This window comes from Rathayibacter sp. VKM Ac-2856, assembly GCF_013205055.1.
Taxonomy (GTDB): domain Bacteria; phylum Actinomycetota; class Actinomycetes; order Actinomycetales; family Microbacteriaceae; genus Rathayibacter.
On record NZ_JABMLF010000001.1, the window covers coordinates 759,266 to 783,774 of the forward strand.

The window sequence follows — 24,509 nt, forward strand, 5'->3', positions numbered from 1 at the left end:
AGCGCCTCGACGGACCAGGATGGGGGCATGACCTCCCCCGTCCTCGTCGAGATCGACGACTCCGGCACTCCTCGGCTCCGCGACCCCGAGGCCGGTCTCGTCCGCGTGGACGAGGCCGGCTACCTGCGCGGCGACGGCGTCTTCGAGACGCTCGCCGTGATCCGGGGCCGGGCTCGCGGGCAGGAGGGGCACCTGGCGCGCCTCGCCGCCTCCGCGGACGCCGTCGGGCTCGCGATCCCCTCGGCCGAGGCGTGGGCCGCCGCGATCGCCCTGGCGGTCTCCGAGCACGACGCGGTCGAGGATCTGAGCATCCGGCTCGTCGCCGGTCACCGCGACGCGTCGATCGCGCGGTCGACGGTGCGGGCGGAGCCGACGGCCGACTCCTCGGAGCTGCGCGCCCGCGGCGTCGCCGTCGCCGTGCTCGACCGCGGCTACGCGCACGGTGCGACGGCGGACGCGCCCTGGCTGCTCGGCGGCGTGAAGACGACCTCCGGCGCGGTCACCCGCGCGGCCCTGCGCGAGGCGCGGCGGCGTGGCGCGGAGGACGTGGTCTGGCGCAGCAGCGACGGCCTCCTCCTCGAGGGGGCCACCTCGAGTCTCGTGCTGCTCGCGGAGGGGGCCCTCGTGACGCCCTCGGCCGGCGGGGGCATCCTCGACGGAACGACCGTGTCACGGCTGCTGGCGATCGGCGAGGCGCGCGGTCTCAAGTCGGCGCGCCGGGACCTGCCCGTGGCCGCGCTCGGCACTGCGGAGGCGGCCTGGCTGGTGTCGAGCACCCGGCGCGCGGTCCCGATCCGCTCGGTCGACGGGGCGCCGCTGGCGGTCGACCGCGAGCTGACCCGGGCCTTCGAGGCGGGCCTGCTCGCCGGCTGACCGGCGCTCAGGCCGCGTCGTCGGAGAGCTCGCGCGCCGTCCAGGCGCCGACGCCGACCGACTCCGCGTGGCGGAGGTCGTCGACGGTGTCGACGTCGAGCCGCAGCGTCGAGGAGTCGGGGAGATCGAGTACGCGGTAGCCGGCGGCGAGGTGCTTCTCGCGCGAGTCGACGCCGAAGGCCGGCTCCGGGCCCGTCCCCCCCGGCAGGAGCAGCGCGGTGGTGCCGCTCCCGGCGCGGTCGCCGGCCATCGACGGCCCCACTCCGGCGGCCGCGAGCGCCGCGTCGAGATCGGCGGAGGTGAGGGCCGGCAGGTCGGCGGTCAGCGCGATCACGGGCGAGCCGGGGCGGAGGTCGCCGGCGGCGGCGACACCCGCCGCGACGGCGGGGTTGAGCTGCCCGGGATCGCGGACGACGTGCAGCCCCGGGTGCTCGAGCGCGGCCCGCTCGACGGCGGACATGTCGGAGGTGACGAGGACGACGGCGCCCACCGCGACCGCTCCCCCGACGGCGGCGAGGGTGTCGAGCAGGAAGGCCTCGGCGAGGGCCGAGCGCGCGTTGAGCTCGAGGCGCGTCTTGGAGATGCCCCGTCCCCGGTAGACGACGACGGCGGTCCAGGCGCCGCTCACGAGGCCACCTGCCCCGCGGCAGCGGCGACACCGGCGGCGTAGCCCTCGGCGTAGGCCTCGTCGGCGCCGAGACGGAACATGTCGTCCGGCCCCGTGCGGGTCAGGGTGCGGGCGCCCGGGGCCTCGAGTCCGGCGACGAGCCGGCCGAGACCGCGGACGACGGCGACGGGGTGCCCGGTCGCCTTGCCCTTCACCAGGTCGCCGAGGGCGGCGATCTCGTCGCCCACCGCGGGCATGGTCACCGCGAGCGTCCGCCCGAGGGCGTCGACGGCTCCGCGCAGGTCGTCGACGACGAGCAGCCCGGCCGCTCCGATCGCCGCGTCGGTCTGGCCGACCCGCCACGCCCGGCCGAGGGTGTCGCTGACGACGACGCCCACCCGGGCGCCGAGCCGCTCGCGCAGACCCGTGCAGAGCGCGCGGGCGGAGGCGTCCGGGTCCTCGGGCAGCAGCAGGACGGTGCCCTCAGCGACGTTGCTGGAGTCGACTCCGGCCGCGGCCTGGACGATGCCGAGGCGGTTCTCGACGATGCGGGTGACCCCGTGCGCGTGCGCGCGGGTCGCGACCACGCGGACCGTCTCCGCGGTGATGGCGTCCTCGCGGTCGTCGGCCGCGACGACGCGGTCCTCGGCCTTCGAGACGACCTTGCTGGTCACCACGAGCACGTCGCCGTCGACGGGGCGGTCGGGCTCCGGAGCGGCCTCGATCGCCGAGAGGATCAGCTCGAGCAGGTCGTCCCCGGGGACCACCTCGGGGATCCCCTCGAGGGCCCAGGCGGCCACGCGCATCGCAGTCATCCTGTCATTCTCCCAGGCTCCGCCGACGCCCCGCGCACGGGGGCCCGGCGGTTGCCAGCCGGGGCGGGATCGTGCAAGCGGGCGGCGCTCAGGAGGCGAGGAACGCGGCGACGGACGGCGGCACGTAGGGCGCGACGTCCCCGCCGAGCCCCGAGACCTGGCGGACGAGCGAGGACGAGACGTGGGCGTGCGCCGGGTCGGGCAGCAGGAAGACGGTCTCGACGTGCGCGAGATTGCGGTTCACGATCGCCATCGGCGTCTCGTACGCCACGTCGACCTGCGAGCGGATGCCCTTCACCAGGATGCTCGCGCCGACGTCCGTGCAGTAGTCGACCAGCAGGCCCATGCTCCAGGACGCGACGACGATCGTCCCCTCGATCCCGGCCTCGGCGATCGACTGCTCGATCAGCGCCACCCGCTGCGCGATCGGCAGCAGCGCGGTCTTGGACGGGTTGTGCACGACGACCACGTGCAGCTCGTCGACGAGCCGCGCGGCGCGCTCGATGACATCGAGATGCCCGAGGGTGACGGGATCGAACGAACCGGGGACGACGGCGATGCGGGCCATGTCCTCAGCGTATCGGGCGCCCCCGCCCGGGCCGGGGGCCCACGGGGTCAGCTCTTGCCGAGGAACTCGCGGTCGCGCTCCTGCACCCGGCGCTCGAGCGCTGCGCGGAGCCGGTCGTGACCGGCGAGCACCGGGTCGGTCTCGAGCAGCCGCTCGGCCAGCACCCGCGCCTCGAGGATGAGCCAGGAGTCCTGCACCACGCGCAGCAGGCGGAGCGAGGAGCGCCCGCCCGACTGCGAGTCGCCGAGCACGTCGCCCTCGCGGCGCAGCTCGAGGTCGACCTCGGCCAGCTCGAAGCCGTCGAGGGTCGCCGCGACGGCCTCCACGCGCTCGCGGGCCGTCGTCCCCGCCTCGGCGGCGGTGACGAACAGGCACACGCCGGGCACGCCGCCGCGTCCGATCCGCCCGCGCAGCTGGTGCAGCTGGGACACCCCGAAGCGCTCGGCGTCGAGGACGACCATCATCGAGGCGTTCGGCACGTCGACGCCGACCTCGATCACCGTGGTCGAGACGAGGACGTCGATCTCGCCGGCCGCGAAGGCGCGCATCACCGCGTCCTTCTCCTCGGCGCTCATCCGGCCGTGCAGGGCCGCCGAGCGGCGCGCGCCGAGCAGGGCGTGGCTGCGGACGCCGTCGATGGTCTCCGACACCGTCGAGAGCGGCGTCGCGGCGGGCTCGTCCTCCGCGGCGAGCGGGCCCTCCGCCGCCTCCCCCGGCTCGATCGCCGGGCAGACGAGGTAGACCTGGTGGCCCTTGCGAATCTCCTCCTCGGCCCGCTCCCACGCCCGCGCGATCCACGCCGGATGATCGGCCAGCGGCACCACGTGGCTGGTGATGCCGGGGCGCCCGGCGGGCAGCTCGCGGATGGTGGAGACGTCGAGGTCGCCGAAGACCGTCATCGCGACGGTGCGCGGGATGGGCGTCGCGGTGAGCACGAGGACGTGCGGCGGCTGGGCGCCCTTCCGCCGCAGCGCGTCGCGCTGGTCGACGCCGAAGCGGTGCTGCTCGTCGATCACGACCAGGCCGAGGTCGTAGAACGAGACCTTGTCGCCGAGCAGGGCGTGGGTGCCGACGACGATCTTCGCGGTGCCGGAGACGATCCGCAGCAGCGCCGCGCGCCGGGCCGCGGCGCCCAGGCCGCCGGTGAGCAGGGTCGGCGAGAGCTCGGCCGCCAGCTGGGGACCGAGCGTCCGGACGATCGAGCGCAGGTGCTGCCCGGCGAGCACCTCCGTCGGCGCCAGCAGGGCCGCCTGCCCGCCGCTCTCGGCGGTGGCGAGCATGGCGCGCAGCGCGACCAGGGTCTTGCCGGAGCCGACCTCGCCCTGCACGAGCCGCGACATCGGCGTCTCCGCGGCCAGGTCGGCGGCGATCTCGCGGCCCACCGACTGCTGATCGCCGGTCAGGGTGAACGGCAGCGCCCGGTCGAAGCGCTCGAGCAGGCCGCCGGCCGCCGCGATGCGCGGGGAGCCCGGCGTCGACCGCGCCGCGGCCCGCCGCTCGAGCAGGGCCAGCTGGAGCAGGAAGGCCTCGTGGAAGCGGAGCGTGTCGCGCGCCGTCGCCTCTTCGCCCTCCCGCTGCGGGCGGTGGATCAGCTCGAGCGCCGCGCCGAGGTCGAGCAGCGAGCGATCCGCGCGCACCTGCGCGGGGATCGGGTCCGGGACCTCGCCGAGGCCGTCCAGGAGCACGCCGATCGCCGCCTGCAGCTGCCAGCTCGAGATCGCGCTCGTCGCCGGGTAGATCGGGATCGGCCGCTCGGCCCAGTCCTTCGCGAGCGGCGAGGCGCCGATGGGGCCGTGCGCGGTGACCTCCTCGTCGTCGAAGAGGCGGTAGTCGGGGTGGGTGAGCTGCTTCGTGTCGCGGAACATCGACACCGTCCCCGCGAAGATGCCGCGCGCACCGCGGTGCAGCTGCGAGGCCCGCCAGGGCTGGCCGAAGAAGGTCAGCGAGAGCGTGCCGGTGCCGTCCGAGATGATCACCTCGAGCAGGCCGCCGCGGCGGTTGCGCATCTCGCGCGAGCGCACCTCGCGGACCTCGGCGACGATCGTCACGCTCTCGCCCACGGGGAGGCGGGACAGCTCGGTCAGCTCGCCGCGCTTGGCGTAGCGGCGGGGGTAGTGGCCGAGGAGCTCGCCGACCGTGCGGTAGCCGAAGGCCTTCTCGATCGGGGTCGCGGTCCGCGGGCCGATCAGCGGCGCGAGCGAGGCGTCGAGGGGGTCCGGGATCACCCGACGATCATAGGTCGGACCTCGGACGCCCGGCCCTCGCGAGACCCGGGAGGACCGATCGCGGCGCGACAGCGGCGGTCAGCCGCACGCCGATCCCGGCCGAGGAGCGCAGACCCGCGACCACCGCCGACGCGGCGCTCCAGCCTGCCGCCTGGTCCGCGGCCCCCGGAGCGAAGCGGACGCGCTCGACCCCCTCGCGGAGGCGGCGCAGCGCGGAGCGGGCGCCCTCGTCCTCGCCGAGGGCCGCCGAGATCAGCGCCTCCTGGGTCCGGGGCGACTCGCCCTCCTCGACGGGGACGCCAAGGTCGCGCGCGCTCGCCAGCAGCTCGGCCCACGCGGGCTCGAGCGCGCCGTCCGCCGCCCGGCGCCGGCGCAGCGCGCGCTGGACGACGCGGACGAGCCAGGGCACGAGCAGCAGCAGGAGCAGCAGCGACCAGAGCGTGACGACCGGCGCGGTCGCCGCGGTGCCGCCGCCGAGCGCTCCGGGCGTCGCCGTCGCGCTCGACGCGGTGGGCGTCGGTGTCGCGGTCTCGCCGGGCTCGGCACCGGGCGCCGCACTCGCGGCGGCGCCGGGGGTGGTCGACGGAGCGGACGTCGTCGCGCTCGGGAGCGTGTACGAGGCCGGGGCGCCGCGGCTCGGCGTCGGCTCGAAGGGCAGCCAGCCGACGCCCTCGAAGTAGAGCTCCGGCCAGGCGTGCAGGTCGGAGGACTGCACGCGGTAGCTGGTCAGGTCGCTGCCCGGCGAGGGAACGACCGAGCCCGGCTGGTAGCCGATCGCGAGCCGCGAGGGGATGCCGAGCTCGCGCGCCATCACGGCCATCGCCGAGGCGAAGTGCACGCAGTAGCCCTCGCGGACCTCCAGGAAGGCGGAGAGCACGCCGACGCCGTCGCCGTCGTAGCCCTCCTCGGCCGGGGTGTCCTCGGAGTAGCGGAACTCGGACGAGCGGAAGAAGGTCTGCAGTGCGCGGGCCCGGTCGTACGCCGTGACCGCCTCGGCCGTGACCTCGGCCGCGGTGCTGCGGACGATCTCGGGCACGTCCTCCGGGAGCGAGAGATAGCGCTCGAAACCGGTGGGCACCGGCGCGTCGAGCAGCTGCTGCGGATCGGGTTCGAGGCGCAGCGCCTGCACCTCGTACTCGTCGCCCGCGCGGGTGGTGGCGTCGCCGCGGATCGAGCCGTCCTGCACGTCCTGCAGCCAGCCCTCGCCGACGCCGCTCAGCTCGGAGACGGGGTACGGCACCGGGAGCCAGCGGCTGCGGAGGGTCTCGACCGAGACGTCGACCTCCTCCGTCTCGCGCGGCACGGCCTCGCCGAGCCCGGCCGGGGCGATCGGCGCCTCGATGTCGGCCGTCTCCTCCGTGTCGCTCGGCGCCCAGTCCTCGCCCTCGAAGTCCGACACGGTGAGCACCCGGAGGTACACCGGCAGATCGGAGTCGGTCGAGTAGCGCAGCACCGTCACGGGGTTGGGCCGGCGCAGGTCCGCGCCGAGGGCGACGACGGGGTCGATCGAGCCGTTGAAGAGCGTGCCGGAGACCCCGGACGGCGTCGAGACGCGGGTGAAGCCGCCGGCGGAGCCCGCGACGAGCCCGGCGGCGATCACGACCACGCCGGCCATCGCGACCGAGGGCACCGCGGCGCCGAGGGAGGCCCGGCGGGGACCGCGGCGCTCGGGCCGCGCGCTCACGGCGAGGATCCCGAGGTAGACCAGGGCGGTCAGCAGCAGGCTCGGCCAGGACACCTCGGCCGGATCGATGATCGCCGGCACGGCAAGCAGCGTGGCGGGGAAGAGACCGGCGAGCGCCGGCAGCCGCACCGAGAACGCGAAGAGATCGGCGGCCCAGGCGAGCACGACGACACCGCCGACGAGGAGGAACGAGATGCCCTGGTCGGCGTTCGCGGGGAGGCCCTGCTCCGCGATGGAGGTGAAGCCCGCCTGCGCGAGCGCCTGAGCGTCGCCCACGGTGCCCGGGGTGGGGACGAGGAACAGCAGCGCCTGCGCGGGGACGAACATCGCGGTGAGGACGCCGACGGCGGTGAGGGTGCCGAGGAGCGGCGGGAGCACGGGGTGCGCGCGGAAGGCGCGCGCCGCGGCGGGCACGGCCAGCACCACGCCCACGGCGACGGCGAGCTGGACGAGCCAGCCGATCCCCTCGAGCAGGCGCCAGATCCCGGAGGCCGCGACGACGAGGGCGAGCCACAGCAGCGCGGACAGGAGGACGGAGCCCGAGCGGGCGTCGCGGGCGCGGCGCATCACGCGACCACCCGCAGGGCGAGGGCCTGCGCCCACGCCTCCTCGATCGGGGTGCGCGGAGTGACGGGCACCGGGTACCAGCCGAGCGACGCGAGGGCCGCCTCCTCCTCGGGGGTGCCGCCGACGACGAACGCCACGGCCGGGCGCGCGTGCGCGGCGAGGGAGGCGAGCGCGGCCAGGTCCTCCTCGTGCAGCCGGGAGAGCACGGCGAAGACCGGGCGGCTGCCGCCGGCGTCGCGCATCTCGGCGGCGATCCGCCCGACGGCCTCCACCGACTCGGCGGCGGGGGCGAGCTCGGCGAGGCGCAGGAGAACGTCGTGCGCGACCTCGCGCTCGTCCTCGGAGCGGGCGGGTTCGTCGGCGGCACCGGTCTCGACCAGGTGCGTCTCGAAGCCGCGCTCGAGCAGGTGCACCGCGAGCGAGGCGGTCATCGAGACCGCCCACTCGAGGCGGTCGTCGCCGCCGCGCTCGTCGAGGACGCGGGCGGCGCGGGTCTCCAGCAGGATCCACGCATGCGGGTCGGTGTTCTGCTCGTCCTGGCGCACCTTGAGCTCGCCCGAGCGCGCGCTCGCGCGCCAGTGCACGCGGCGCATGGCGTCGCCGGGACGGTAGTCGCGCGGGATGACGTCGTCCGTCCCCGCGCCGGCCGTGGCGTGCGCGACGGGGCTCGAGCCGCCCGCGCCGTGCGCGTCGAGCACGTCGCTCTGCAGCGGGACGGCGCGCGGCGTCACCACGAAGGGCTGGGCCGCGCCGGCGATCGTCTCGCGGACGGCGAGCCCGAAGGCGTCGCCGCGGGTGAGGCGCAGCGGACCGATGCGGTGGATGCCGCGCCGGCCGGCGGGGAGCCGGTAGCGCGCCCGGACCCGGCTGGCTCCGCTCCCCCGCAGGGCGACCGAGGGCAGCGTGAAGGCGCCGCGCGCGACGGTGCGCCCGGTCACGAGACCGCGCTCGACCCGGTCGAGCCGGTCCTCCGCCCGTGCGCCCGCCCGGAGCGCCGCACCGCGGTTGTCGAGGACCACGTCGACGTCGACGACGTCGCCGACCGCGACGACCTGGGGAGCGAAGCGGCGCTGGACCTGCAGCACGGGGGTCACCACGAGCAGGGAGAGGACGGCTGCGACCGGCAGGCCGAGCAGGACGATGCCGACGAAGAGCAGCTCGCGGAACTCGATGATCGGCGCGACGACGATCGCGACCGCGCCGAGCACGACGAGCGCCCAGCCGCGCAGGGTGAGGGCCGTGCCGCGGAGGGCCGGGAGTCCGCCGACGCGGCCCGTCCACTGCCCGGGACGGCGCTGTCCGGTGCGGCGCTGCCCGGTGCGGCGCTGCCCGGTGCGGCGCTGCCCTGTGCGACCGGGCTCGGGACGGCGGGGCTCAGTCGGCACGGCCGCTGAACGGGACGGGGGTGGCGGCGACGATGCGCTGGACGATCTCGCTCACGGAGTGCGAGGCGCCGGTGCCGGAGCGGCCGGGGAGCCGCGTCGCGGGCAGCAGGCGGTGGCCGAGCACCGGCACGGCGAGCACGTCGATGTCGTCCGGCACCACGAAGTCGCGGTCGTTGATCGCGGCGAGCGCCTTCGCCGCGGCGATCAGCTGGAGGGTCGCGCGCGGGCTGCCGCCCAGGCGCAGCTCGGGGTCGATCCGGGTCGCCTGCATGATCGCCACCACGTACTCCTGCACGGGCGGGGCGACGTAGATCGACTGGACGTACTCCATCATCCCGAGGAGCTGGTCGTGCCGGACCACCTGTCGCAGCTCCTCGAGCGGGCTGGCGGAGTCGCGGGTGCGGATCATCTCGAGCTCGGCGCGCTCATCCGGGTAGCCGAGGGAGAGCCGCGCCATGAAGCGGTCGCGCTGCGCCTCGGGGAGGCTGTAGGTGCCCTCCATCTCGACCGGGTTCTGCGTCGCGACGACCGCGAACGGCCGCGGCAGCAGGTGGGTCTCGCCGTCGACGGAGACCTGGCGCTCCTCCATGCACTCCAGCAGCGCCGACTGCGTCTTCGGCGACGCGCGGTTGATCTCGTCGCCGATCACGACGTTGGCGAACACCGGTCCCGGCTTGAACTCGAAGTCGCGGGTGGCCTGGTTGAACACCGAGACGCCGGTGACGTCCGACGGCAGCAGGTCGGGGGTGAACTGGACGCGCGAGACCGAGCCGCCCACCGACGCCGCCAGTGACTTCGCGAGCACGGTCTTGCCGGTGCCGGGGACGTCCTCCATCAGCAGGTGGCCGCCGGCCAGGAAGACCGTCAGCGCCATCGAGACCTCGGCGTCCTTGCCGTCGATCACGCTGCACAGGTTCTTCAGGATCGCGGTGCAGTGGGCGCTGAACTCCTCGCGGGTCATCGCCGATCCGGGAGCCGCATCGCTCTCCGGTGCCGTGCCGACTGCGGACCGGTTCTCATCCAGGGACGTCATCTGCAGATTCTCGCAGTGCGAGCCGGAAAAGGGCTCAGCCTTCCGGGGGGCTCTCAGGCCTCGTTCGTGCGTCCTATGCTCGGAACGGTGACCAGGATCATCGCCGGCTTCGCCGGATCGCTCACCCTGCGGGTCCCCCGCGCCGGCACCCGGCCCACGAGCGACCGGGTGCGCGAGGCGATCTTCTCGGCCCTCGAGGCCCGCGACGCGCTCGACGGGGCGACCGTGATCGACCTCTACGCCGGCTCCGGCGCCCTCGGTCTCGAGTCGGCCAGTCGCGGCGCCGCCTCGGTGCTGCTGGTGGAGCGCGATGCGGAGGCCGCGAAGACCGCCGGCGAGAACGCCCGCGCGATCACGGCGGCCGCCGGCGCGAACAAGCGGCCGAAGCCGCGCATCGAGGTGGTGATCGCCTCCGTGCGCTCGTTCCTGGACGGCTCCCCCGCCGTCAACGCCGACACCGTCTTCCTCGACCCGCCCTACGACCTCGCCGAGGACGAGCTGGCGGCCGACCTCGCCGGCGTCCTGCCGCTGCTCGCGGAGCACTCGGTCGTCGTCGTCGAGCGCAGCTCGCGCAGCCCGGAGCCGCGCTGGCCCGCGGGACTCGAGCGCGACCGGCGGAAGGACTACGGCGAGACCACGATCTGGTGGGCCTCGCCCGCCGCGGCGGATCAGCCCGCGGCGCCGTCCCAGCCCAGGTAGGGGTCCCAGCCGCCGCGCTCGTCCAGCGCGAGACCGCCCAGCCGCACCTCCGGCTCGCCCTCGCGGACGGCGCCCAGCACCATGAAGCCCGGAGGCAGCGCCGCGCCGGCCGGGAAGCAGGCGAGCATCGCGTGGTCCTCGCCCCCGCCGAGCACCAGGGAGCGGGCGAGCGCCGCGTCGATCCCGTCGACGGCGGTGAGGGGCGCCGCGTGCGCGTCGACCGCGTCGGCGTCGAGGTCGAGGACGACCCCGCTCGCCCGGGCCATCCTCTGCGCGTCGAGGACGACGCCGTCCGAGACGTCCATCATCGCCGTGGCCGCTCCGCCCGCCGCGACACCGGCCGCGATCGGCGGGGTCGGCCGCAGCTGAGCGTCGAGCACTCCCGGGTGCTCCGCGCGCAGGGCCCGGGCGAGCGCCGCGTCGGGCTCGCCGCCGGTGCGCGCGCGCTCGAAGAGCAGCCGGAGGCCGAGCCCGGCGACGCCCAGCGGCCCGGCGGTCGCGATCACGTCGCCCGGGCGCGCCCCGCCGCGCAGCACCGGCGGCCGGCCGTCCAGCGAGCCGAACGCGGTGATCGCGAGGGTCAGCGTCGCGGAGGCGGACAGGTCCCCGCCGACGACGCCGCAGCCGGGCGCCATCGCCGCGCAGCCCGCGGCGAGTCCGTCCGCGATCCCCTCGAGCACGTCGACGCCGAGCTGCTGCGGGGCGGCGAGGGCGACCACGAGCGCGGTCGGCCGGGCTCCCATCGCGGCCACGTCGGAGAGGTTCGACGCGGCGGCCTTCCAGCCGAGATCGAACGGCGTGGACCAGGCGAGCCGGAAGTCGGGGCCGTGCACCATCATGTCCGTCGTCACGACGAAGCGGCCGTCCGGAGCCCGCAGGACCGCGGAGTCGTCGCCCGGCCCGACGAGCGTCTCGGCACCGCGGCCGCCGAGCCTGCGCAGGATGCGCGCGAGCACCTCGCCCTCGCTGAGCTCGGCCAGGGTGGGGCTCGGATCCGGTGCCATGGTTCACACGCTAGCGTTGCCGTCGATGTCCTCCCGCCTCCTCCCCGCTCCCCTGGTCGCCGCCTCCGCCGTCCTGCTCCTGAGCGGCTGCTCGGCCGCCGTGGCGCTGCAGCCGGCCGCGGACGCGACGAACGAGGGCTGCGCCGAAGTCTCGGTGCGCCTGCCCGACGTCGTCGCCGAGCTGCCCGAGCGCGAGACGAACGCGCAGGGCACTGCGGCGTGGGGCACCCCCGCGGCCGTCATCCTGCACTGCGGCGTCACCCCGCCCGGCCCCACGACCGAGCTCTGCGTCTCGGTCAGCGGCGTGGACTGGATCATCGACGAGTCGCAGGCCGCCGACGACATCTACACGCTGACCACCTACGGCCGCGACCCGGCCGTCGAGATCACCGTCGACCAGAGCCGCGCCTCGGGCACCTCGGCCGTGGTCGACCTCGCCAACGCCGTCTCGTACCTCCCGCAGGAGCGCGCCTGCACGAACGTCTCGGAGACGGACACCCTCGACCCGCCGACCACGCCCGCGGGCTGAGCCGCGTCGGGCGCGCGTCGGGCCTGCGTCAACCCGCAGCCCGGAGCGCCGCGGACACGACCTCGGCCGCCCGCTCCGGCGTCGCTCCGAGCGCTCTCGCCCGCGCCGCGTACACGCCCGCCGCGAGCTGCAGCTCGTGCTCGACCGCGTCCACGCCGCCGGACACCACGGTTCCCGCGCGGCCCCGCGTCTCGACGATCCCCGCCGCCTCGAGCTCCTTGTACGCGCGGGCGACCGTGCCCGGGGCCACGCCGAGCTCCTCGGCCAGCGCCCGGACCGCCGGCAGCCGCGTCCCGACGAGGAGGGCGCCCGCGGCGACCTGCGCGGTGATCCCCTCGCGGATCTGCTCGAACGGGGCCCGCGGGCCCGGTGCGAGCCGGAGCCCGAGGCCCGCGCCGGTCATCGGACCGCGGCCGGGACGCGCTCGAGCGCCAGGTCGAGCAGCTCGCTGATCAGGTCCGGGTAGTCGACGCCGCTCGCGCCCCACATCCGCGGGAACATCGAGATCGGCGTGAAGCCGGGCATCGTGTTGATCTCGTTGATCACGAAGCCGTCGGCCGTCAGGAAGAAGTCCACGCGGGCGAGGCCCTCGGCGCCGATCGCGCTGAAGGCGCTGACGGCCAGGGCGCGCATCTCCTCGAGCTCGCCCTCGGTGAGCTCCGCCGGGCAGACCAGCTCGACGCCCTTCATCCCGAGGTACTTGGCCTCGAAGTCGTAGAACCCGCCGCCGCTGACGACGACCTCCCCCGCGACGGAGGCGCGGGCCGATGCCCCGCGGCGCCCGCCGAGCACGCCGATCTCGACCTCGCGGCCGACGATCGCGGACTCGATCAGCACCCGCGAGTCGTGCGAGAAGGCCTCGTCGAGCGCCGCGTCCAGCTGCGAGCGCTCGTCGACACGGCTCACGCCGACGCTCGACCCCGCGCGGGCCGGCTTCACGAAGGCGGGCAGGCCGAGCTCGTCGAGGGCCGCGAGAGCGTCGCTCGGGTCGTCCCGCCACTCCGCCTCGGTCACGGTGTACCAGGGGGCGACGGCGATGCCCGCGGCCCGGAGGACGGTCTTGGTGAAGTGCTTGTCCATCCCGAGCGCGGACGCGAGCACGCCCGAGCCGACGTAGGGCAGACCGACCAGCTCGAGCATCCCCTGGACGGTGCCGTCCTCGCCCCAGGGGCCGTGCAGGATCGGCAGCACCACGTCGATGTCCCCGAGCGAGCGGACGGTGCCGTCGGCCGCGGTGACGCTCAGCTCGCGCGACAGGGCCGACTCCGGCCAGCGCACGCGCGTGCCGTTGTCCTCGACCCGCGGCAGGGCGCTCGCGTCGAGCGCGAACTTCTCCGGGCGGTCCTCCTCGAGCACGAACGCGCCGTCGGCCGTGATCCCCACCGGGATCACGTCGAAGCGGTCACGATCGATCGCCCGCAGCACCCCCGCCGCCGTTGCGCAGCTGATCGAGTGCTCGCTTGAACGCCCCCCGAACAGAACGGCCACTGCGAGCTTGCTGGTCATCGAGGTTCCTCTCCCCCTGGGGCTCGTCCGAATCCGTGGTCAGATGCGGCGCGATGTCCTTCGGATCGAGCGTACCGGCGAGCACCTGCGACACCTGCTCGACGATGGGCATGTCGACCCCGCGGGCGCGGGCGAGCTCGAGGATCGGCGCGACCGAGGAGAGCCCCTCCGCCGTCTGCTGCATCGACTTCACGACGTCGCCGAAGCTGTAGCCCTGGCCGAGCAGGCGCCCGGCCGTGTTGTTGCGCGAGAGCGACGAGCTCGACGTGGCGATCAGGTCGCCGAGGCCCGCGAGCCCGGACATCGTCTCGGGCCGTCCGCCGTACGCGACGGCGAAGTCGGTCATCTCGGCGAGCCCGCGGGTGATGATCGACGCCTTGGTGTTCTCGCCGTAGCCGACCCCGTCGACGATGCCGATCGCGACGGCGATCAGGTTCTTCAGCACGCCGCCGAACTCGGTGCCGATCACATCGGTGTTGACGTAGGAGCGGAAGTAGCGGTTGGTCGCGGCGAGCGCGACCTCCTGGGCGGTGACGAGGCTCTCCGAGGCGATGACGGCCGCGGTCGGCTGCTCCTTGGCGATCTCGAGCGCGAGGTTCGGCCCGGAGGCCACGGCGATGCGGGTCGGGTCGATCGGCAGCACCTGCGAGATCACCTCGCTCATCCGCTGCCCGCTGCCCTTCTCGACGCCCTTCATCAGGCTCACCAGCACGGTCCGCTCGGTGAGGAACGGCGCGATCGCCTCGAGGTTCCCGCGCAGCGTCTGCGAGGGGATGGAGAGGTAGACGTGGTCGGCGCCCTCGAGCGCCTCCTCGATCCGCGGGGTCGCCCGGATGTTGCGCGGGAGGTTGATGCCGGGGAGGTAGTCGCTGTTGCGCTTGGCCTCGGTGATCTCGCGGGCCAGCTCGGCCCGTCGCGCCCACATGACGACGTCCGAGCCGCCGTCGGCGAGGATCTTCGCGAAGGTGGTCCCCCAGCTGCCGGCGCCGAGGACGGCGACGCGGCGGGGAACGGGGATGGGCGCCTTCTCCGCCCTACTGCTCCGACTCAAAGCGTCCCGTGCCCTTCTGGTTGTGCTCGGCCGGGTTCCAGCGCTTCTCCGGCGCCGTCTCGCCGCGCAGCTCCTCGAGCAGCCGGGTGATCGCGGCCATCACGACGACCGACGCCTCGTTGAGGGTGGCGGAGTCGAGGCTGCGCCCGCGGAACGCCGACAGGTCGACCGGGTCGCCGACCAGCACGTCGACGCGCTTGCGGCGGAAGAGGGTGATCTTCTTGGAGTAGCGGCCCATCAGCTGCTGGGTGCCCCAGTGCGCCATCGGCACGACGGGGAGCCCGTACTGCAGGGCCATCCGCACCGCGCCGGTCTTGCCGCGCATCGGCCAGAGCTCGGGGTCGCGGGTGAGCGTGCCCTCGGGGTAGATGAGGACCGAGCCGCCGGTGTCGACCAGCTCCTTCGCCGCCTTCAGCGGCTCGCTGCCGCGCACGGAGCCGGCCCGCTCGACCGGGATCTGCCCCGACGCGCGCAGGATCGATCCGACGACCGGGACCTTGAACAGCGACGCCTTCGCGAGGAAGCGCGGGGCGCGACCGGCGCGCCAGAGCACCCAGCCCGTGATGAACGGGTCGATCTCGCTGTAGTGGTTCGGCGCGAAGACGAACGCGCCCTTGTCGGGGATCTTGTCGATGTCGCGGATCCGCAGGTCGACGGAGGCGGTCATCGTGGGGATCACCAACGCCGCGAGCAGCCAGAAGATGGATGGACGGCTTCGTTCAGACACCCGCCCATCCTCGCATCCCGCGCCGCTCCCGCCCGCGAGGCGTCCGGTGCGGGCGCGTCCCGGTGCTCCGCCGCGGCGTGCCGAGGCCGACGCGCCGCCTCACGCGCACCGCGCCGCGCCCCGGCGCGTGCCCCACCCGACCTCCGGCACGCAGAAACGACTCCGGCTCGCGGAAACCGGCCAGAACCACGAGCCGGAGGAGAAACCACGAGCCGAATATTGGGTGCAGATTTGCGGCGACAGCTCCAGCACGCAGAAACGACTCCGGCACGCGGGAAACAGCTGGAACCACGAGCCCGACCCGGAGCCACGAGCCCGACATCAGCCACCCCACGACGGCGGCAGCTCCGGCACGCAGAAACGACTCCGGCACGCGGAAACCGGCCGGAACCACGAGCCGGAGGAGAAACCACGAGCCGAACCTCGGGTGCAGATCCGCGGCGACAGCTCCGGCACGCGGAAACGACTCAGGCACGCGGAAGCCGGCCGGAACCACGAGCCAGAGCCGGAATCGCGAGCCGAACATCGGGCACCGGACGACCGCGAAGGCTCCGGCACGCAGAAACGACTCCGGCACGCGGAAAACGGCCGGAACCACGAGCCGGACCCGAAACCACGAGCCGAACATCAGGCAGGAGCGACGGCGGCAACTCCGGCACGCGGGAAACACCTCCGGCACGCGAAAACGGCTCCGGCTCGCGGGATCGGGAAATCCTGCGAGCCGGAGCCGCGGGTGGTGCGAGCCGGAGGCGCTCCGGCGGTCGGCTACGCGTCGAGCGAGAAGTCGGCGCCGAGCTGCTCGAGCTTGGTGAGGAAGTTCTCGTAGCCGCGGCTGATGATGCCGACGTTCGAGACCGAGGAGGTGCCCTCGGCCGAGAGCGCGGCGATCAGGTGCGAGAAGCCGCCGCGGAGGTCCGGCACGACGATGTCGGCGCCGTGCAGCTTCGAGGGGCCGGAGATGACCGCGGAGTGCATGAAGTTGCGCTGGCCGAAGCGGCAGGCCTGCCCGCCGAGGCACTCGCGGTGGATCTGGATGGTGGCGCCCATCTCGACCAGGGCGTCGACGAAGCCGAAGCGCTGCTCGTAGACGGTCTCGTGCACGATCGACACGCCCTTGGCCTTCGTCAGCGCCACGACGAGCGGCTGCTGCCAGTCGGTCATGAAGCCGGGGTGCACGTCGGTCTCGATGATGACCGGCTTGAGCTCGCCGCCCGGGTGGTAGAAGCGGATGCCGTCCTCGGCGATCTCGAACGCGCCGCCGACCTTGCGAAAGACGTTGAGGAAGGTGGTCATCTCCTGCTGGCGGGCGCCGCCGACGAAGATGTCGCCATCGGTCGCGAGCGCCGCGGCGGCCCAGGAGGCGGCCTCGTTGCGGTCGAAGAGCGCGCGGTGGGTGTAGCCGTCGAGGCGGTCGACGCCCTCGATGCGGATCACGCGGTCGGTGTCGACCGAGATGATCGCGCCCATCTTCTGCAGGATGTTGATGAGATCCATGATCTCCGGCTCGATCGCCGCACCCGACAGCTCGGTGATGCCCGAGGCGCGGACCGCGGTGAGCAGCACCTGCTCGGTCGCGCCGACGCTCGGGTAGGGCAGCGACACCTTCGCGCCGTGCAGGCCCTCGGGCGCCGACATCCGGATGCCGGAGGGCAGCTTCTCGACGATGGCGCCGAAGTTGCGGAGCACCTCGAGGTGGTAGTCGATCGGGCGATCGCCGATGCGGCAGCCGCCGAGGTCGGGGATGAAGGCCTCGCCGAGGCGGTGCAGCAGCGGGCCGCAGAAGAGGATCGGGATCCGGCTCGAGCCCGCGTGGGCGTCGATGTCGGCGAAGTGCGCGGACTCCACGTTCGAGGGGTCCAGGATCAGCTCGCCCACCTCGGGGCCCTGCTTCACCTTGACGCCGTGGACCTCGAGGAGGCCCTTCACGACGCGGACGTCGCTGATGTCCGGGACGTCGCGGAGGGTCGAGGCGGTCTCGCCGAGCAGCGCCGCGACCATCGCCTTGGTGACGAGGTTCTTCGCGCCCTTGAGCTCGATCCGGCCCTTCAGCGGACGCCCGCCGTGGATGGTGATCCGCTCGGTGGTCATCCCCACTCGTGCTCCCGCCGCCTTGGCATCCTGTGCTCCCGCCGCCTTGGCGTCCTGAAGAAGTGTGTTCACGCTATTTCACCGGCAATGTCTTGGGCCGCCAGCTCGCGCGACGGGTCTCGAATTCGGAAATGAGCGCTTCGTCGCGCAGGGTCAGACCGATGTCGTCCAGCCCTTCGATCAGGCGCCAACGAGTGTAGTCGTCGACCTCGAAGGGGAAGGTCTCGCCACCGGCGGTGACCGTACGACCAACCAGATCGACGGTCGCTTCTATTCCCGGCGTCGCGTCGATCAGCTCCCAGAGCCGATCGATGTCGCTCTCTGCTAGGGCCGCGGCGAGCAGCCCCTGCTTGCCGGAGTTGCCGCGGAAGATGTCGCCGAAGCGGGAGGACAGCACGACGCGGAAGCCGAAGTCGCGCAGCGCCCAGACGGCGTGCTCGCGGCTGGAGCCCGTGCCGAAGTCCGGCCCCGCGACGAGGATCTGCGCGCCCTGGAAGGCCGGCTGGTTGAGAACGAACTCCGGGTCCTGGCGCCAGCCGTGGAAGAGCGCGTCCTCGAAGCCGGTCTTCGTGACCCGCTTGAGGAACACGGCCGGGATGATCTGGTCGGTGTCGACGTTGCTGCGCTTCAGCGGCGCCGCGACACCGGTGACGGTCTCGAACTTCTCCATGGTCAGGCCTCCACCAGCTCGCGGACGGGCTCCAGGTCCGACGGACTGGAGAGGGTGCCGCGGACGGCGGTCGCCGCGGCGACGAGCGGCGACACCAGGTGGGTGCGGCCGCCCTTGCCCTGCCGGCCCTCGAAGTTGCGGTTCGAGGTGGAGGCGCAGCGCTCCCCCGGAGCGAGCTGGTCCGGGTTCATGCCGAGGCACATCGAGCAGCCGGCGAAGCGCCACTCGGCGCCGAACGCGGTGATCACCTTGTCCAGGCCCTCGGCCTCGGCCTCGATCCGCACGCGGGCGGAGCCGGGGACGACCATGACGCGCACGCCCGGCGCCTTGGTGCGTCCCTGGATGATCGAGGCGAAGGCGCGGAGGTCCTCGATGCGCGAGTTGGTGCAGGAGCCCATGAAGACCGCGTCGACCGGGATCTCCTTCATCGGGGTGCCGGCCTCGAGGTCCATGTACTCGAGGGCGCGCCGGGCGTTCGAGCGCTCGTTCGGGTCCGCGATCGAGTCGGGGTCGGGCACGGCCTGCGAGAGCGAGACGCCCTGGCCGGGGTTCGTGCCCCAGGTGACGAAGGGCTCGAGCGCGTCGGCGTCCAGGACGACCTCGGCGTCGAAGACGGCGCCCTCGTCACTCGGCAGCGTCCGCCAGTAGGCGACCGCGTCGTCCCAGTCCTGTCCCTCCGGCGCGTGCGGGCGGCCCTTGAGGTAAGCGAACGTCGTCTCGTCCGGCGCGACCATCCCGGCGCGCGCTCCGGCCTCGATCGACATGTTGCAGATCGTCATCCGGCCCTCCATCGAGAGGGAGCGGATCGCCGAGCCGCGGTACTCGAGCACGTAGCCCTGCCCGCCGCCGGTGCCGATCTTCGCGATGACCGCGAGGATGATGTCCTTCGCCGTGACGCCCTCGCGCAACTCGCCCTCGACCGTGATCGCCATGGTCTTGAACGGCTTCAGCGGCAGCGTCTGGGTGGCCATCACGTGCTCGACCTCGCTGGTGCCGATGCCGAAGGCCATCGCGCCGAACGCGCCGTGGGTCGAGGTGTGCGAGTCGCCGCAGACGACGGTGATGCCGGGCATGGTCAGCCCGAGCTGCGGACCGACGACGTGCACGATGCCCTGCTCGATGTCGCCGAGGGAGTGCAGGCGGACGCCGAACTCGGCGGCGTTGCGACGCAGCGTCTCGATCTGGGTGCGGCTGGTGAGGTCGGCGATCGGCTTGTCGATGCCGACGGTCGGGGTGTTGTGGTCCTCGGTCGCGATCGTGAGATCGGGGCGGCGGACGGGGCGGCCGGCCTGGCGGAGGCCGTCGAAGGCCTGCGGGCTGGTCACCTCGTGCACGAGGTGCAGGTCGATGTAGATCAGGTCGGGCGTGCCGTCCTCGCCCTTGGCGACGAGGTGGTCGTCCCAGACCTTCTCGGCCAGGGTGCGCGGGCGCACCGCGGTGTCGGGGGAACTGTCGTTCATGACGGGTTTCTCTTCCTCAGGAATGGTGGTCAGCCCACGAGAGACACCGCGACGAGAGAGGCCTGTCAGATCGAGGTCTCGTCGCGGCGGAGAAGGAGGAGCCGGCCGAACAGCATTGACCGAGGATAGCACCGCGCCGGCGCGCGGCCGGGAGGAGCGCGGGGGTCGAGCACCGCGCGGCGCGCTCGCGCTCAGGGGGCGACGAGCATCGCGATCAGCACCGCGGGGACGACCAGCAGCGCCGCCGCTCCCACCACCACGCCGCCGACGACGAAGACCGCGGCCACCGCGGCGCCGACCATCCCGACGAAGCCGGAGCGCCGCTTCACCGGCAGCGCCTCGTGCTCGAACCACTCGCCGTCGAGGGGGTCGGGCGACTCCTCCTCGAAGCGCACGGCCTCGTCGATGCGGGCGGGGAGCGCGGCGAGCATCATCGCGGCGTGCGGCGACTCGGCCGCGAGCTCGAGCGGCCGGACCAGTGCGCGCTCCGCGAACTCGAACGGGTCCTCGTCGGTGCGCACCAGCGCGCGCTCGAAGGCCCGCCGCTCCTCGGGGGCGGCGCAGTTCTCGATCAGGTAGCCCCAGCGCCCGGCCTCGATGAGGTCGCCGGAGCGCCGGTACAGCTCGGACAGGAGGACGCGGGGGTCGATCCAGGTGGGGTCGGCCTCGACACAGCGCTCGAGCAGCGACACGGCTCCTCGGACGTCCCCCTCTGCGAAGCGCGTCTTCGCGCGATCGAGAGCCTCGACGGTGTCCATCCCTCCAGTATGCCCATCCACAGCCCGGCTCTGCAGTCCCGGATCGGAGTGGCTGACACCTGTCCGAGGGTCAGGACTACTGGAGAACGATCGACAGCTCAGTCGCGGGGCGCGAGCACGGCGTCGACCACGACGACCGTCACGTTGTCGCGGCCACCGGCCTCGACCGCCGCGCGCACGAGCGCCTCGGCGAGGTCGACGCCGTCCAGCTCGCCGGCGTCGCGGCGGGCGAAGAACCCGGCGATGCGCGCGTCCGACAGCTCCTTGGTGAGTCCGTCGGAGCAGAGCAGGTAGCTCGCCCGGGGCACGATCGGCAGGGTCCAGACGTCGGTCTCGACCTCGTCGTCGGCGCCGAGCGCGCGGGTGACGATGTTGCGGTCCGGGTGCGACTCCGCCGCCTCGCGGCTGAGCAGCCCGGCGGAGACCAGCTCCTGGACCGCGGAGTGATCGACGGTGAGCTGCTGGATCCCCGCGCCGTCCCAGCGGTAGACCCGCGAGTCGCCGACGTTGAAGAGCGCCCACTCGGCCGGGCCGTCGCCGGCCGGTCGCGTCAGGGCCAGGCCGGTCAGCGTCGTGCCGCAGAGGGCTCCGCCGACGTCGAGGTCGCGGACGGCGGCGTTCGCGGTCTCGACGCGGGTGAAGACGTCCGCCACCGGTCCGATCGCGTCCGGGGTGCTCGCGTTCAGGCTCTCGACGGCGGTGGAGCTCGCCAGATCGCCGCGCGCGTGCCCGCCCATGCCGTCGGCGACGGCGACCAGGGTCGCACCGACGAGGAGCGCGTCCTCGTTCACGCGGCGCACGGCGCCGACGTCGGTGCTGCTCGAGACCGTCAGGCGGAGGACGCCCTGCGGGAGGTCGACCGTCGTCGTCGTCATCGTCGGCTCACTTCTTCTCGGCGCGGTCCTGCCGGTCGGCGTCGGCGACGACCTCCGGGTGGCCGTCGTGCAGCTCGATGTGGGAGTGCTCGCGGCGCATCTTGATCAGGCTCGCGACCGTGGCGACCGTCATGCTCACGACGATGACGGCGAGCGAGGTGATGGTGTCGATGTCCCAGACCGGCAGCGGCTCGCCGCCGTTGAGGAAGGGCAGGTCGTTCTCGTGCAGGGCGTGAAGCACGAGCTTCACGCCGATGAAGGCGAGGATGAACGCGATGCCGTACTTGAGGTACTCGAGCTTGTCGATCAGGCCGCCGAGCAGGAAGTAGAGCTGGCGCAGGCCCATCAGAGCGAAGATGTTCGCGGTGAAGACGATGAACGGGCTCTCGGTGATGCCGAAGATCGCGGGGATCGAATCCAGCGCGAAGAGCAGGTCGGTCGAGCCGATCGCGAGGAACACGATCAGCATCGGGGTGAAGTACTTCGTGCCGTTCTTCACCGTGCGGATCTTCGAGCCGTCGAACTCGTCCGAGATCTTCACGCGCTTGCGCAGCAGGCGGATGAGCAGGTTGTCGGTGCCCTCGTTCTCGTCCTCCTTGCCGAACGCCTGGTTCCACGCCGTGTAGACGAGGAAGGCGCCGAAGAGGTAGAAGATCCAGCTGAAGCTCTCGATCAGCTGGGCGCCGAGGAGGATGAAGACCCCGCGGAAGACCAGCGCGATGATGATGCCCACCATCAGCACCTCCTGCTGGTACTTCGGCGGCACCGCGAAGCGGCCCATGATGATCACGAAGACGAACAGGTTGTCGATCGACAGGCTGTACTCGGTGAGCCAGCCGGCGACGAACTGGCCGGCCACCTCTCCCCCGCCCAGCAGCAGCATCACCAGGGCGAAGATCAGCGCGAGCGTGACGTAGAAGCCGACCCACAGGCCGGACTCCTTCAGGCTCGGCACGTGCGGCCGCTTGTAGACCAGCAGGAGGTCCGCGGCCAGGATCAGGCTGAGGACGACGAACGAGCCGGTCACGAACCAGACGGGCAGCTCTTGCATGGGGACCTTCCGAGGGTGAGGGATTCCTACGGTCTCACCCCGGGGAGCGGGCCGTTAAACGAGAAGAACCCCCGGCCATGACCGGGGGTTCTTCTCGTGTTGCCGTGGTGACCCCAGCGGGATTTGAACCCGCGTTACCGCCGTGAGAGGGCGACGTCCTAGGCCGCTAAACGATGGGGCCGCGTTTTTGCAACTCGAAGAGTGTTGCACACGGATCCGCCCCGGTGCAAATCGAGCGGGCGCCCGACCGCGTTCCACGACCGTCTTGCACGGCGGCGGGCGCCGCGACAGGCTCGAGGCATGCGACTGACCAAGCTCGAGCACGCCACCGTCCTCGTCGAGGAGGCGGGCTCGCGGCTCGTCCTCGACCCCGGCTCCTTCACCCGCGCGCTGGAGGGGACCGCCGAGACCGTCGCGGTCGTCATCACCCACGAGCACGCCGACCACTGGACCGCGGAGCAGCTGGAGCGGCTGCGCGCGGCGAACCCGGCGCTGCGGATCCTCGGCCCGGCCGGCGTCGCCGCGGCCGCCGAGGGCTTCGACGTGGAGACGGTCGCCGAGGGCGACGTCGTCGAGGTCGGCCCCTTCGAGCTGCGCTTCTTCGGCTCCCGCCACGCGGTGATCCACTCCTCCATCCCCGTGATCGACAACGTCGGGGTTCTCGTGAACGGCCGCTTCTACTACGCGGGCGACTCCTTCACCGTGCCGCAGGGCGTCGACGTCGAGGTGCTGGCGGCGCCCTCCGGCGCCCCGTGGATGAAGATCGCGGAATCGATCGACTACGTCCTCGAGCTCGCGCCCCGGCACGCCTTCGCGACGCACGAGCGCGTGCTGTCCGAGGCGGGGCAGAAGCTCGGGCACGACCGCCTCGGCTGGGCGACGCGCGAGGGCGGCGGCGAGTACCACGCGCTCGAGCCGGGCGACGCGCTCGAGCTCTAGCCGCCGTCCCCGGGCGCCGCGATCGTCACAGGATGCGCGCGTCGAGGATCTCCGCCTTCTCGAGGTCGGTGCCGGCGGGCAGCACGCCGATCTGGACGAGGGCGCCCTCCTCCACCGCGCCGTCGGGCACGACGATCGAGGCGTCATCGATGTTCGTCTTCGACGCGTAGAGCGAGACGTCGTCCAGCACCTCGGCCCGGTAGACGCCGTCCACCCAGATCACGACCCGCTTCCCGGAGTTCACCAGTGCGCGGCTGAGCGTGACCGCGAGCCGGTCGCCGCTCCGCCGGACGGCGTCGACGCCGTTCAGCCGCTGCTGGAACAGCAGGTCGGCCTCCCGCACCTCGACGCCCGACGCCAGCTCGCCGATCTGGACGAGGCCCCCGTCCGCCACGGGAGTCGTGGGGATCATCGTCGCGCCGCCCGGGACCTCGCGCTTCTGCGAGTAGATCAGACGACCGTCGGCCAGCTCGCCCACGTAGCGCCCGTCCACCCAGACCACGACGCGCTTCCCCGAGTGCATCAGCTCGTCGCTCAGCGTCACCTGGAGGCGATCGTGGGCGACCGAGACGTCCATGATCCCGGGCGTCCGGTCGAACGTCGCCTCACGGGGGAAGCGGCCGTGCTTCTGCAGCTCCTTCAGCTTCGCCACAGCCGGTCGCACGTCGGAGAACGCCATCATCTGCACGGGCTCGTCCGGCATCGTCGTGGCGAAGAAGACGCCGACGAGGCGACCGGCGACGATCAGGGGTCCGCCCGAGTCACCGGTCTGCCCGATCTGCTCGGCGCCCCCCGTCGTGCCGGTCGTGTGGATGCCGATGATGCCCTTCGGCATCCGGCCCTGCCGCACCACCCACACCTTCTCCCTCCTCTGCAGGGCGAAGAAGTCGTCGCCCATCCCGTAGACCTCGCCGACCGAGCCGACCCGGTATCCGTCCGGCAGCAGCGCCGGATAGCTCGGCAGCTCCTGCGGCTGGGCGAGCCGGACCAGCTTCATGTCCGCGGGGGCGAGGGAGATCGATTCGGCGACGGGGACCTCCGCCCTGATCTCCTCGGCGCCGGGAGTGGGCGCGTACCGGTAGAAGACCCGGTCCGCGGGGCAGTGATCCGCCGTCAGCACCCAGTCCGCGGCGATCGCGGTCCCCGTGCAGGTCGTCGTCTGCAGACCGAAGAGCGTGCCGTACACCTCCACCACCCACGGCCGATCCGATCGCGTCCCGGATCTCAGCGCCTCGGCGGGTGCCGCGGTGAGCACCCCCGCGCCGAGCACGACCGCCAGGACGGCCAGGACCGCCGCCGTCATACGCATCGGTCGAGTCCTCATGCCGTCACCTCTTCCCTCGGGCCCGGTGTCCCGGGGTCGGGTCCCTGGTCGCCCGAGAACGAGATTACGAA

At 73.2% G+C, this 24,509-nt stretch carries 23 protein-coding genes and 1 tRNA gene; 4 read left to right on the forward strand and 20 right to left on the reverse strand.

What is annotated here, in order from left to right; all coding sequences use genetic code 11:
• Positions 1-27: 27 nt before the first annotated feature.
• A complete protein-coding gene (locus HQQ82_RS03545) occupies positions 28-873 on the forward strand; it encodes an aminotransferase class IV (protein WP_173231680.1) in 846 nt (281 codons plus the stop codon).
• A gap of 7 nt (positions 874-880) precedes the next feature.
• Here the strand turns inward: HQQ82_RS03545 and cofC are convergent, their stop codons facing one another.
• The 7 genes from cofC to HQQ82_RS03580 form a co-directional block, all read right to left on the reverse strand.
• Positions 881-1,501, reverse strand: a complete 621-nt coding sequence (gene cofC, locus HQQ82_RS03550) for a 2-phospho-L-lactate guanylyltransferase (RefSeq protein WP_173231681.1) — start codon at positions 1,499-1,501, stop codon at positions 881-883.
• Positions 1,498-2,295 (reverse strand): coenzyme F420-0:L-glutamate ligase, encoded by a 798-nt coding sequence (gene cofE / locus HQQ82_RS03555; RefSeq protein ID WP_173231682.1) that lies wholly within the window; start codon positions 2,293-2,295, stop codon positions 1,498-1,500. The genes cofC and cofE overlap by 4 nt, the downstream gene beginning before the upstream one ends.
• 88 nt (positions 2,296-2,383) lie before the next feature.
• On the reverse strand, positions 2,384-2,863 hold the full coding sequence (gene coaD / locus HQQ82_RS03560) for a pantetheine-phosphate adenylyltransferase (protein ID WP_173231683.1): 480 nt from the start codon (positions 2,861-2,863) through the stop codon (positions 2,384-2,386).
• A gap of 47 nt (positions 2,864-2,910) precedes the next feature.
• Entirely contained in the window at positions 2,911-5,085 is a 2,175-nt protein-coding gene (locus HQQ82_RS03565; RefSeq protein ID WP_173232311.1) for an ATP-dependent DNA helicase RecG, read from the reverse strand.
• Positions 5,086-5,095: 10 nt separating this feature from the next.
• Positions 5,096-7,339, reverse strand: a complete 2,244-nt coding sequence (locus HQQ82_RS03570; protein WP_173231684.1) for a DUF3488 and transglutaminase-like domain-containing protein — start codon at positions 7,337-7,339, stop codon at positions 5,096-5,098.
• The gene (locus HQQ82_RS20500; RefSeq protein WP_173231685.1) at positions 7,339-8,724 is read right to left on the reverse strand and encodes a DUF58 domain-containing protein; all 1,386 of its coding nucleotides are present in this window, start codon (positions 8,722-8,724) and stop codon (positions 7,339-7,341) included. The genes HQQ82_RS03570 and HQQ82_RS20500 overlap by 1 nt, the downstream gene beginning before the upstream one ends.
• Entirely contained in the window at positions 8,714-9,685 is a 972-nt protein-coding gene (locus HQQ82_RS03580) for a MoxR family ATPase (protein WP_254071259.1), read from the reverse strand. Before HQQ82_RS03580 ends, HQQ82_RS20500 begins: the two co-directional genes overlap by 11 nt.
• Before the next feature lie 159 nt (positions 9,686-9,844).
• Here HQQ82_RS03580 and HQQ82_RS03585 point away from each other — a divergent pair, with 159 nt between their 5' ends.
• Positions 9,845-10,456, forward strand: a complete 612-nt coding sequence (locus tag HQQ82_RS03585) for an RsmD family RNA methyltransferase (protein ID WP_173231687.1) — start codon at positions 9,845-9,847, stop codon at positions 10,454-10,456.
• Here HQQ82_RS03585 and thiL read toward each other — a convergent pair.
• A complete protein-coding gene (thiL, locus tag HQQ82_RS03590; protein ID WP_173231688.1) occupies positions 10,426-11,460 on the reverse strand; it encodes a thiamine-phosphate kinase in 1,035 nt (344 codons plus the stop codon). The two genes, HQQ82_RS03585 and thiL, sit on opposite strands and share 31 nt — an antisense overlap.
• Positions 11,461-11,485: 25 nt before the next feature.
• Between thiL and HQQ82_RS03595 the strand changes: the two genes are divergently transcribed.
• Complete coding sequence (locus HQQ82_RS03595) at positions 11,486-11,989, forward strand: DUF3515 family protein (RefSeq protein WP_173231689.1); 504 nt, start codon at positions 11,486-11,488, stop codon at positions 11,987-11,989.
• Positions 11,990-12,017: 28 nt separating this feature from the next.
• On the opposite strand, the gene HQQ82_RS03600 is transcribed toward HQQ82_RS03595, so the two are convergent.
• From HQQ82_RS03600 to HQQ82_RS03650, 11 genes are all read right to left on the reverse strand, one after another.
• Positions 12,018-12,392, reverse strand: a complete 375-nt coding sequence (locus tag HQQ82_RS03600) for a GntR family transcriptional regulator (RefSeq protein WP_173231690.1) — start codon at positions 12,390-12,392, stop codon at positions 12,018-12,020.
• A complete protein-coding gene (locus HQQ82_RS03605; RefSeq protein WP_173231691.1) occupies positions 12,389-13,495 on the reverse strand; it encodes a D-alanine--D-alanine ligase family protein in 1,107 nt (368 codons plus the stop codon). The genes HQQ82_RS03600 and HQQ82_RS03605 overlap by 4 nt, the downstream gene beginning before the upstream one ends.
• A complete protein-coding gene (locus HQQ82_RS03610; RefSeq protein WP_216848169.1) occupies positions 13,392-14,546 on the reverse strand; it encodes an NAD(P)H-dependent glycerol-3-phosphate dehydrogenase in 1,155 nt (384 codons plus the stop codon). Before HQQ82_RS03610 ends, HQQ82_RS03605 begins: the two co-directional genes overlap by 104 nt.
• Complete coding sequence (locus tag HQQ82_RS03615) at positions 14,530-15,273, reverse strand: lysophospholipid acyltransferase family protein (protein ID WP_367947796.1); 744 nt, start codon at positions 15,271-15,273, stop codon at positions 14,530-14,532. Before HQQ82_RS03615 ends, HQQ82_RS03610 begins: the two co-directional genes overlap by 17 nt.
• 765 nt (positions 15,274-16,038) lie before the next feature.
• Complete coding sequence (gene murA, locus HQQ82_RS03620; protein ID WP_173231692.1) at positions 16,039-17,361, reverse strand: UDP-N-acetylglucosamine 1-carboxyvinyltransferase; 1,323 nt, start codon at positions 17,359-17,361, stop codon at positions 16,039-16,041.
• 73 nt (positions 17,362-17,434) lie between these two features.
• A complete protein-coding gene (leuD, locus tag HQQ82_RS03625) occupies positions 17,435-18,031 on the reverse strand; it encodes a 3-isopropylmalate dehydratase small subunit (protein ID WP_173231693.1) in 597 nt (198 codons plus the stop codon).
• Between the two features lie 2 nt (positions 18,032-18,033).
• Positions 18,034-19,491: a 3-isopropylmalate dehydratase large subunit gene (gene leuC / locus HQQ82_RS03630; protein ID WP_173231694.1), complete on the reverse strand. Its 1,458-nt coding sequence runs from the start codon at positions 19,489-19,491 to the stop codon at positions 18,034-18,036.
• A gap of 191 nt (positions 19,492-19,682) precedes the next feature.
• On the reverse strand, positions 19,683-20,249 hold the full coding sequence (locus tag HQQ82_RS03635; RefSeq protein WP_173231695.1) for a DUF6584 family protein: 567 nt from the start codon (positions 20,247-20,249) through the stop codon (positions 19,683-19,685).
• Between the two features lie 98 nt (positions 20,250-20,347).
• Positions 20,348-21,124, reverse strand: coding sequence for a PP2C family serine/threonine-protein phosphatase (locus HQQ82_RS03640; RefSeq protein WP_173231696.1), 777 nt, complete (start codon positions 21,122-21,124; stop codon positions 20,348-20,350).
• A 7-nt stretch (positions 21,125-21,131) separates the two neighbouring features.
• Positions 21,132-22,175, reverse strand: coding sequence for a TerC family protein (locus HQQ82_RS03645; RefSeq protein ID WP_173231697.1), 1,044 nt, complete (start codon positions 22,173-22,175; stop codon positions 21,132-21,134).
• Positions 22,176-22,280: 105 nt separating this feature from the next.
• Positions 22,281-22,356, reverse strand: a tRNA-Glu gene (locus tag HQQ82_RS03650).
• Between the two features lie 119 nt (positions 22,357-22,475).
• On the opposite strand from HQQ82_RS03650, the gene HQQ82_RS03655 reads away from it, so the two are divergent.
• Positions 22,476-23,114 carry an MBL fold metallo-hydrolase gene (locus HQQ82_RS03655; protein ID WP_173231698.1) on the forward strand — a complete coding sequence of 213 codons (639 nt, stop codon included), beginning with the start codon at positions 22,476-22,478 and terminating at the stop codon, positions 23,112-23,114.
• Between the two features lie 25 nt (positions 23,115-23,139).
• Here HQQ82_RS03655 and HQQ82_RS03660 read toward each other — a convergent pair whose 3' ends face one another.
• Positions 23,140-24,423: a trypsin-like serine protease gene (locus HQQ82_RS03660; RefSeq protein WP_173231699.1), complete on the reverse strand. Its 1,284-nt coding sequence runs from the start codon at positions 24,421-24,423 to the stop codon at positions 23,140-23,142.
• Between the last annotated feature and the right edge of the window lie 86 nt (positions 24,424-24,509).

What these genes read in the sequence shown, in the direction of transcription:
- HQQ82_RS03660 (WP_173231699.1), bottom strand. Translation starts at nt 24,423, where the DNA reads ATGCGTATGACGGCGGCGGTCCTGGCCGTCCTGGCGGTCGTGCTCGGC.
- HQQ82_RS03600 (WP_173231690.1), bottom strand. Translation starts at nt 12,392, where the DNA reads ATGACCGGCGCGGGCCTCGGGCTCCGGCTCGCACCGGGCCCGCGGGCC.
- coaD (WP_173231683.1), bottom strand. Translation starts at nt 2,863, where the DNA reads ATGGCCCGCATCGCCGTCGTCCCCGGTTCGTTCGATCCCGTCACCCTC.
- HQQ82_RS03605 (WP_173231691.1), bottom strand. Translation starts at nt 13,495, where the DNA reads ATGACCAGCAAGCTCGCAGTGGCCGTTCTGTTCGGGGGGCGTTCAAGC.
- HQQ82_RS03545 (WP_173231680.1), top strand. Translation starts at nt 28, where the DNA reads ATGACCTCCCCCGTCCTCGTCGAGATCGACGACTCCGGCACTCCTCGG.
- HQQ82_RS03570 (WP_173231684.1), bottom strand. Translation starts at nt 7,339, where the DNA reads ATGCGCCGCGCCCGCGACGCCCGCTCGGGCTCCGTCCTCCTGTCCGCG.
- HQQ82_RS03655 (WP_173231698.1), top strand. Translation starts at nt 22,476, where the DNA reads ATGCGACTGACCAAGCTCGAGCACGCCACCGTCCTCGTCGAGGAGGCG.
- leuD (WP_173231693.1), bottom strand. Translation starts at nt 18,031, where the DNA reads ATGGAGAAGTTCGAGACCGTCACCGGTGTCGCGGCGCCGCTGAAGCGC.
- HQQ82_RS03595 (WP_173231689.1), top strand. Translation starts at nt 11,486, where the DNA reads ATGTCCTCCCGCCTCCTCCCCGCTCCCCTGGTCGCCGCCTCCGCCGTC.
- HQQ82_RS03635 (WP_173231695.1), bottom strand. Translation starts at nt 20,249, where the DNA reads ATGGACACCGTCGAGGCTCTCGATCGCGCGAAGACGCGCTTCGCAGAG.
- cofE (WP_173231682.1), bottom strand. Translation starts at nt 2,295, where the DNA reads ATGACTGCGATGCGCGTGGCCGCCTGGGCCCTCGAGGGGATCCCCGAG.
- HQQ82_RS03645 (WP_173231697.1), bottom strand. Translation starts at nt 22,175, where the DNA reads ATGCAAGAGCTGCCCGTCTGGTTCGTGACCGGCTCGTTCGTCGTCCTC.
- murA (WP_173231692.1), bottom strand. Translation starts at nt 17,361, where the DNA reads ATGACCACCGAGCGGATCACCATCCACGGCGGGCGTCCGCTGAAGGGC.
- HQQ82_RS03580 (WP_254071259.1), bottom strand. Translation starts at nt 9,685, where the DNA reads ATGACCCGCGAGGAGTTCAGCGCCCACTGCACCGCGATCCTGAAGAAC.
- thiL (WP_173231688.1), bottom strand. Translation starts at nt 11,460, where the DNA reads ATGGCACCGGATCCGAGCCCCACCCTGGCCGAGCTCAGCGAGGGCGAG.
- leuC (WP_173231694.1), bottom strand. Translation starts at nt 19,491, where the DNA reads ATGAACGACAGTTCCCCCGACACCGCGGTGCGCCCGCGCACCCTGGCC.
- HQQ82_RS03640 (WP_173231696.1), bottom strand. Translation starts at nt 21,124, where the DNA reads ATGACGACGACGACGGTCGACCTCCCGCAGGGCGTCCTCCGCCTGACG.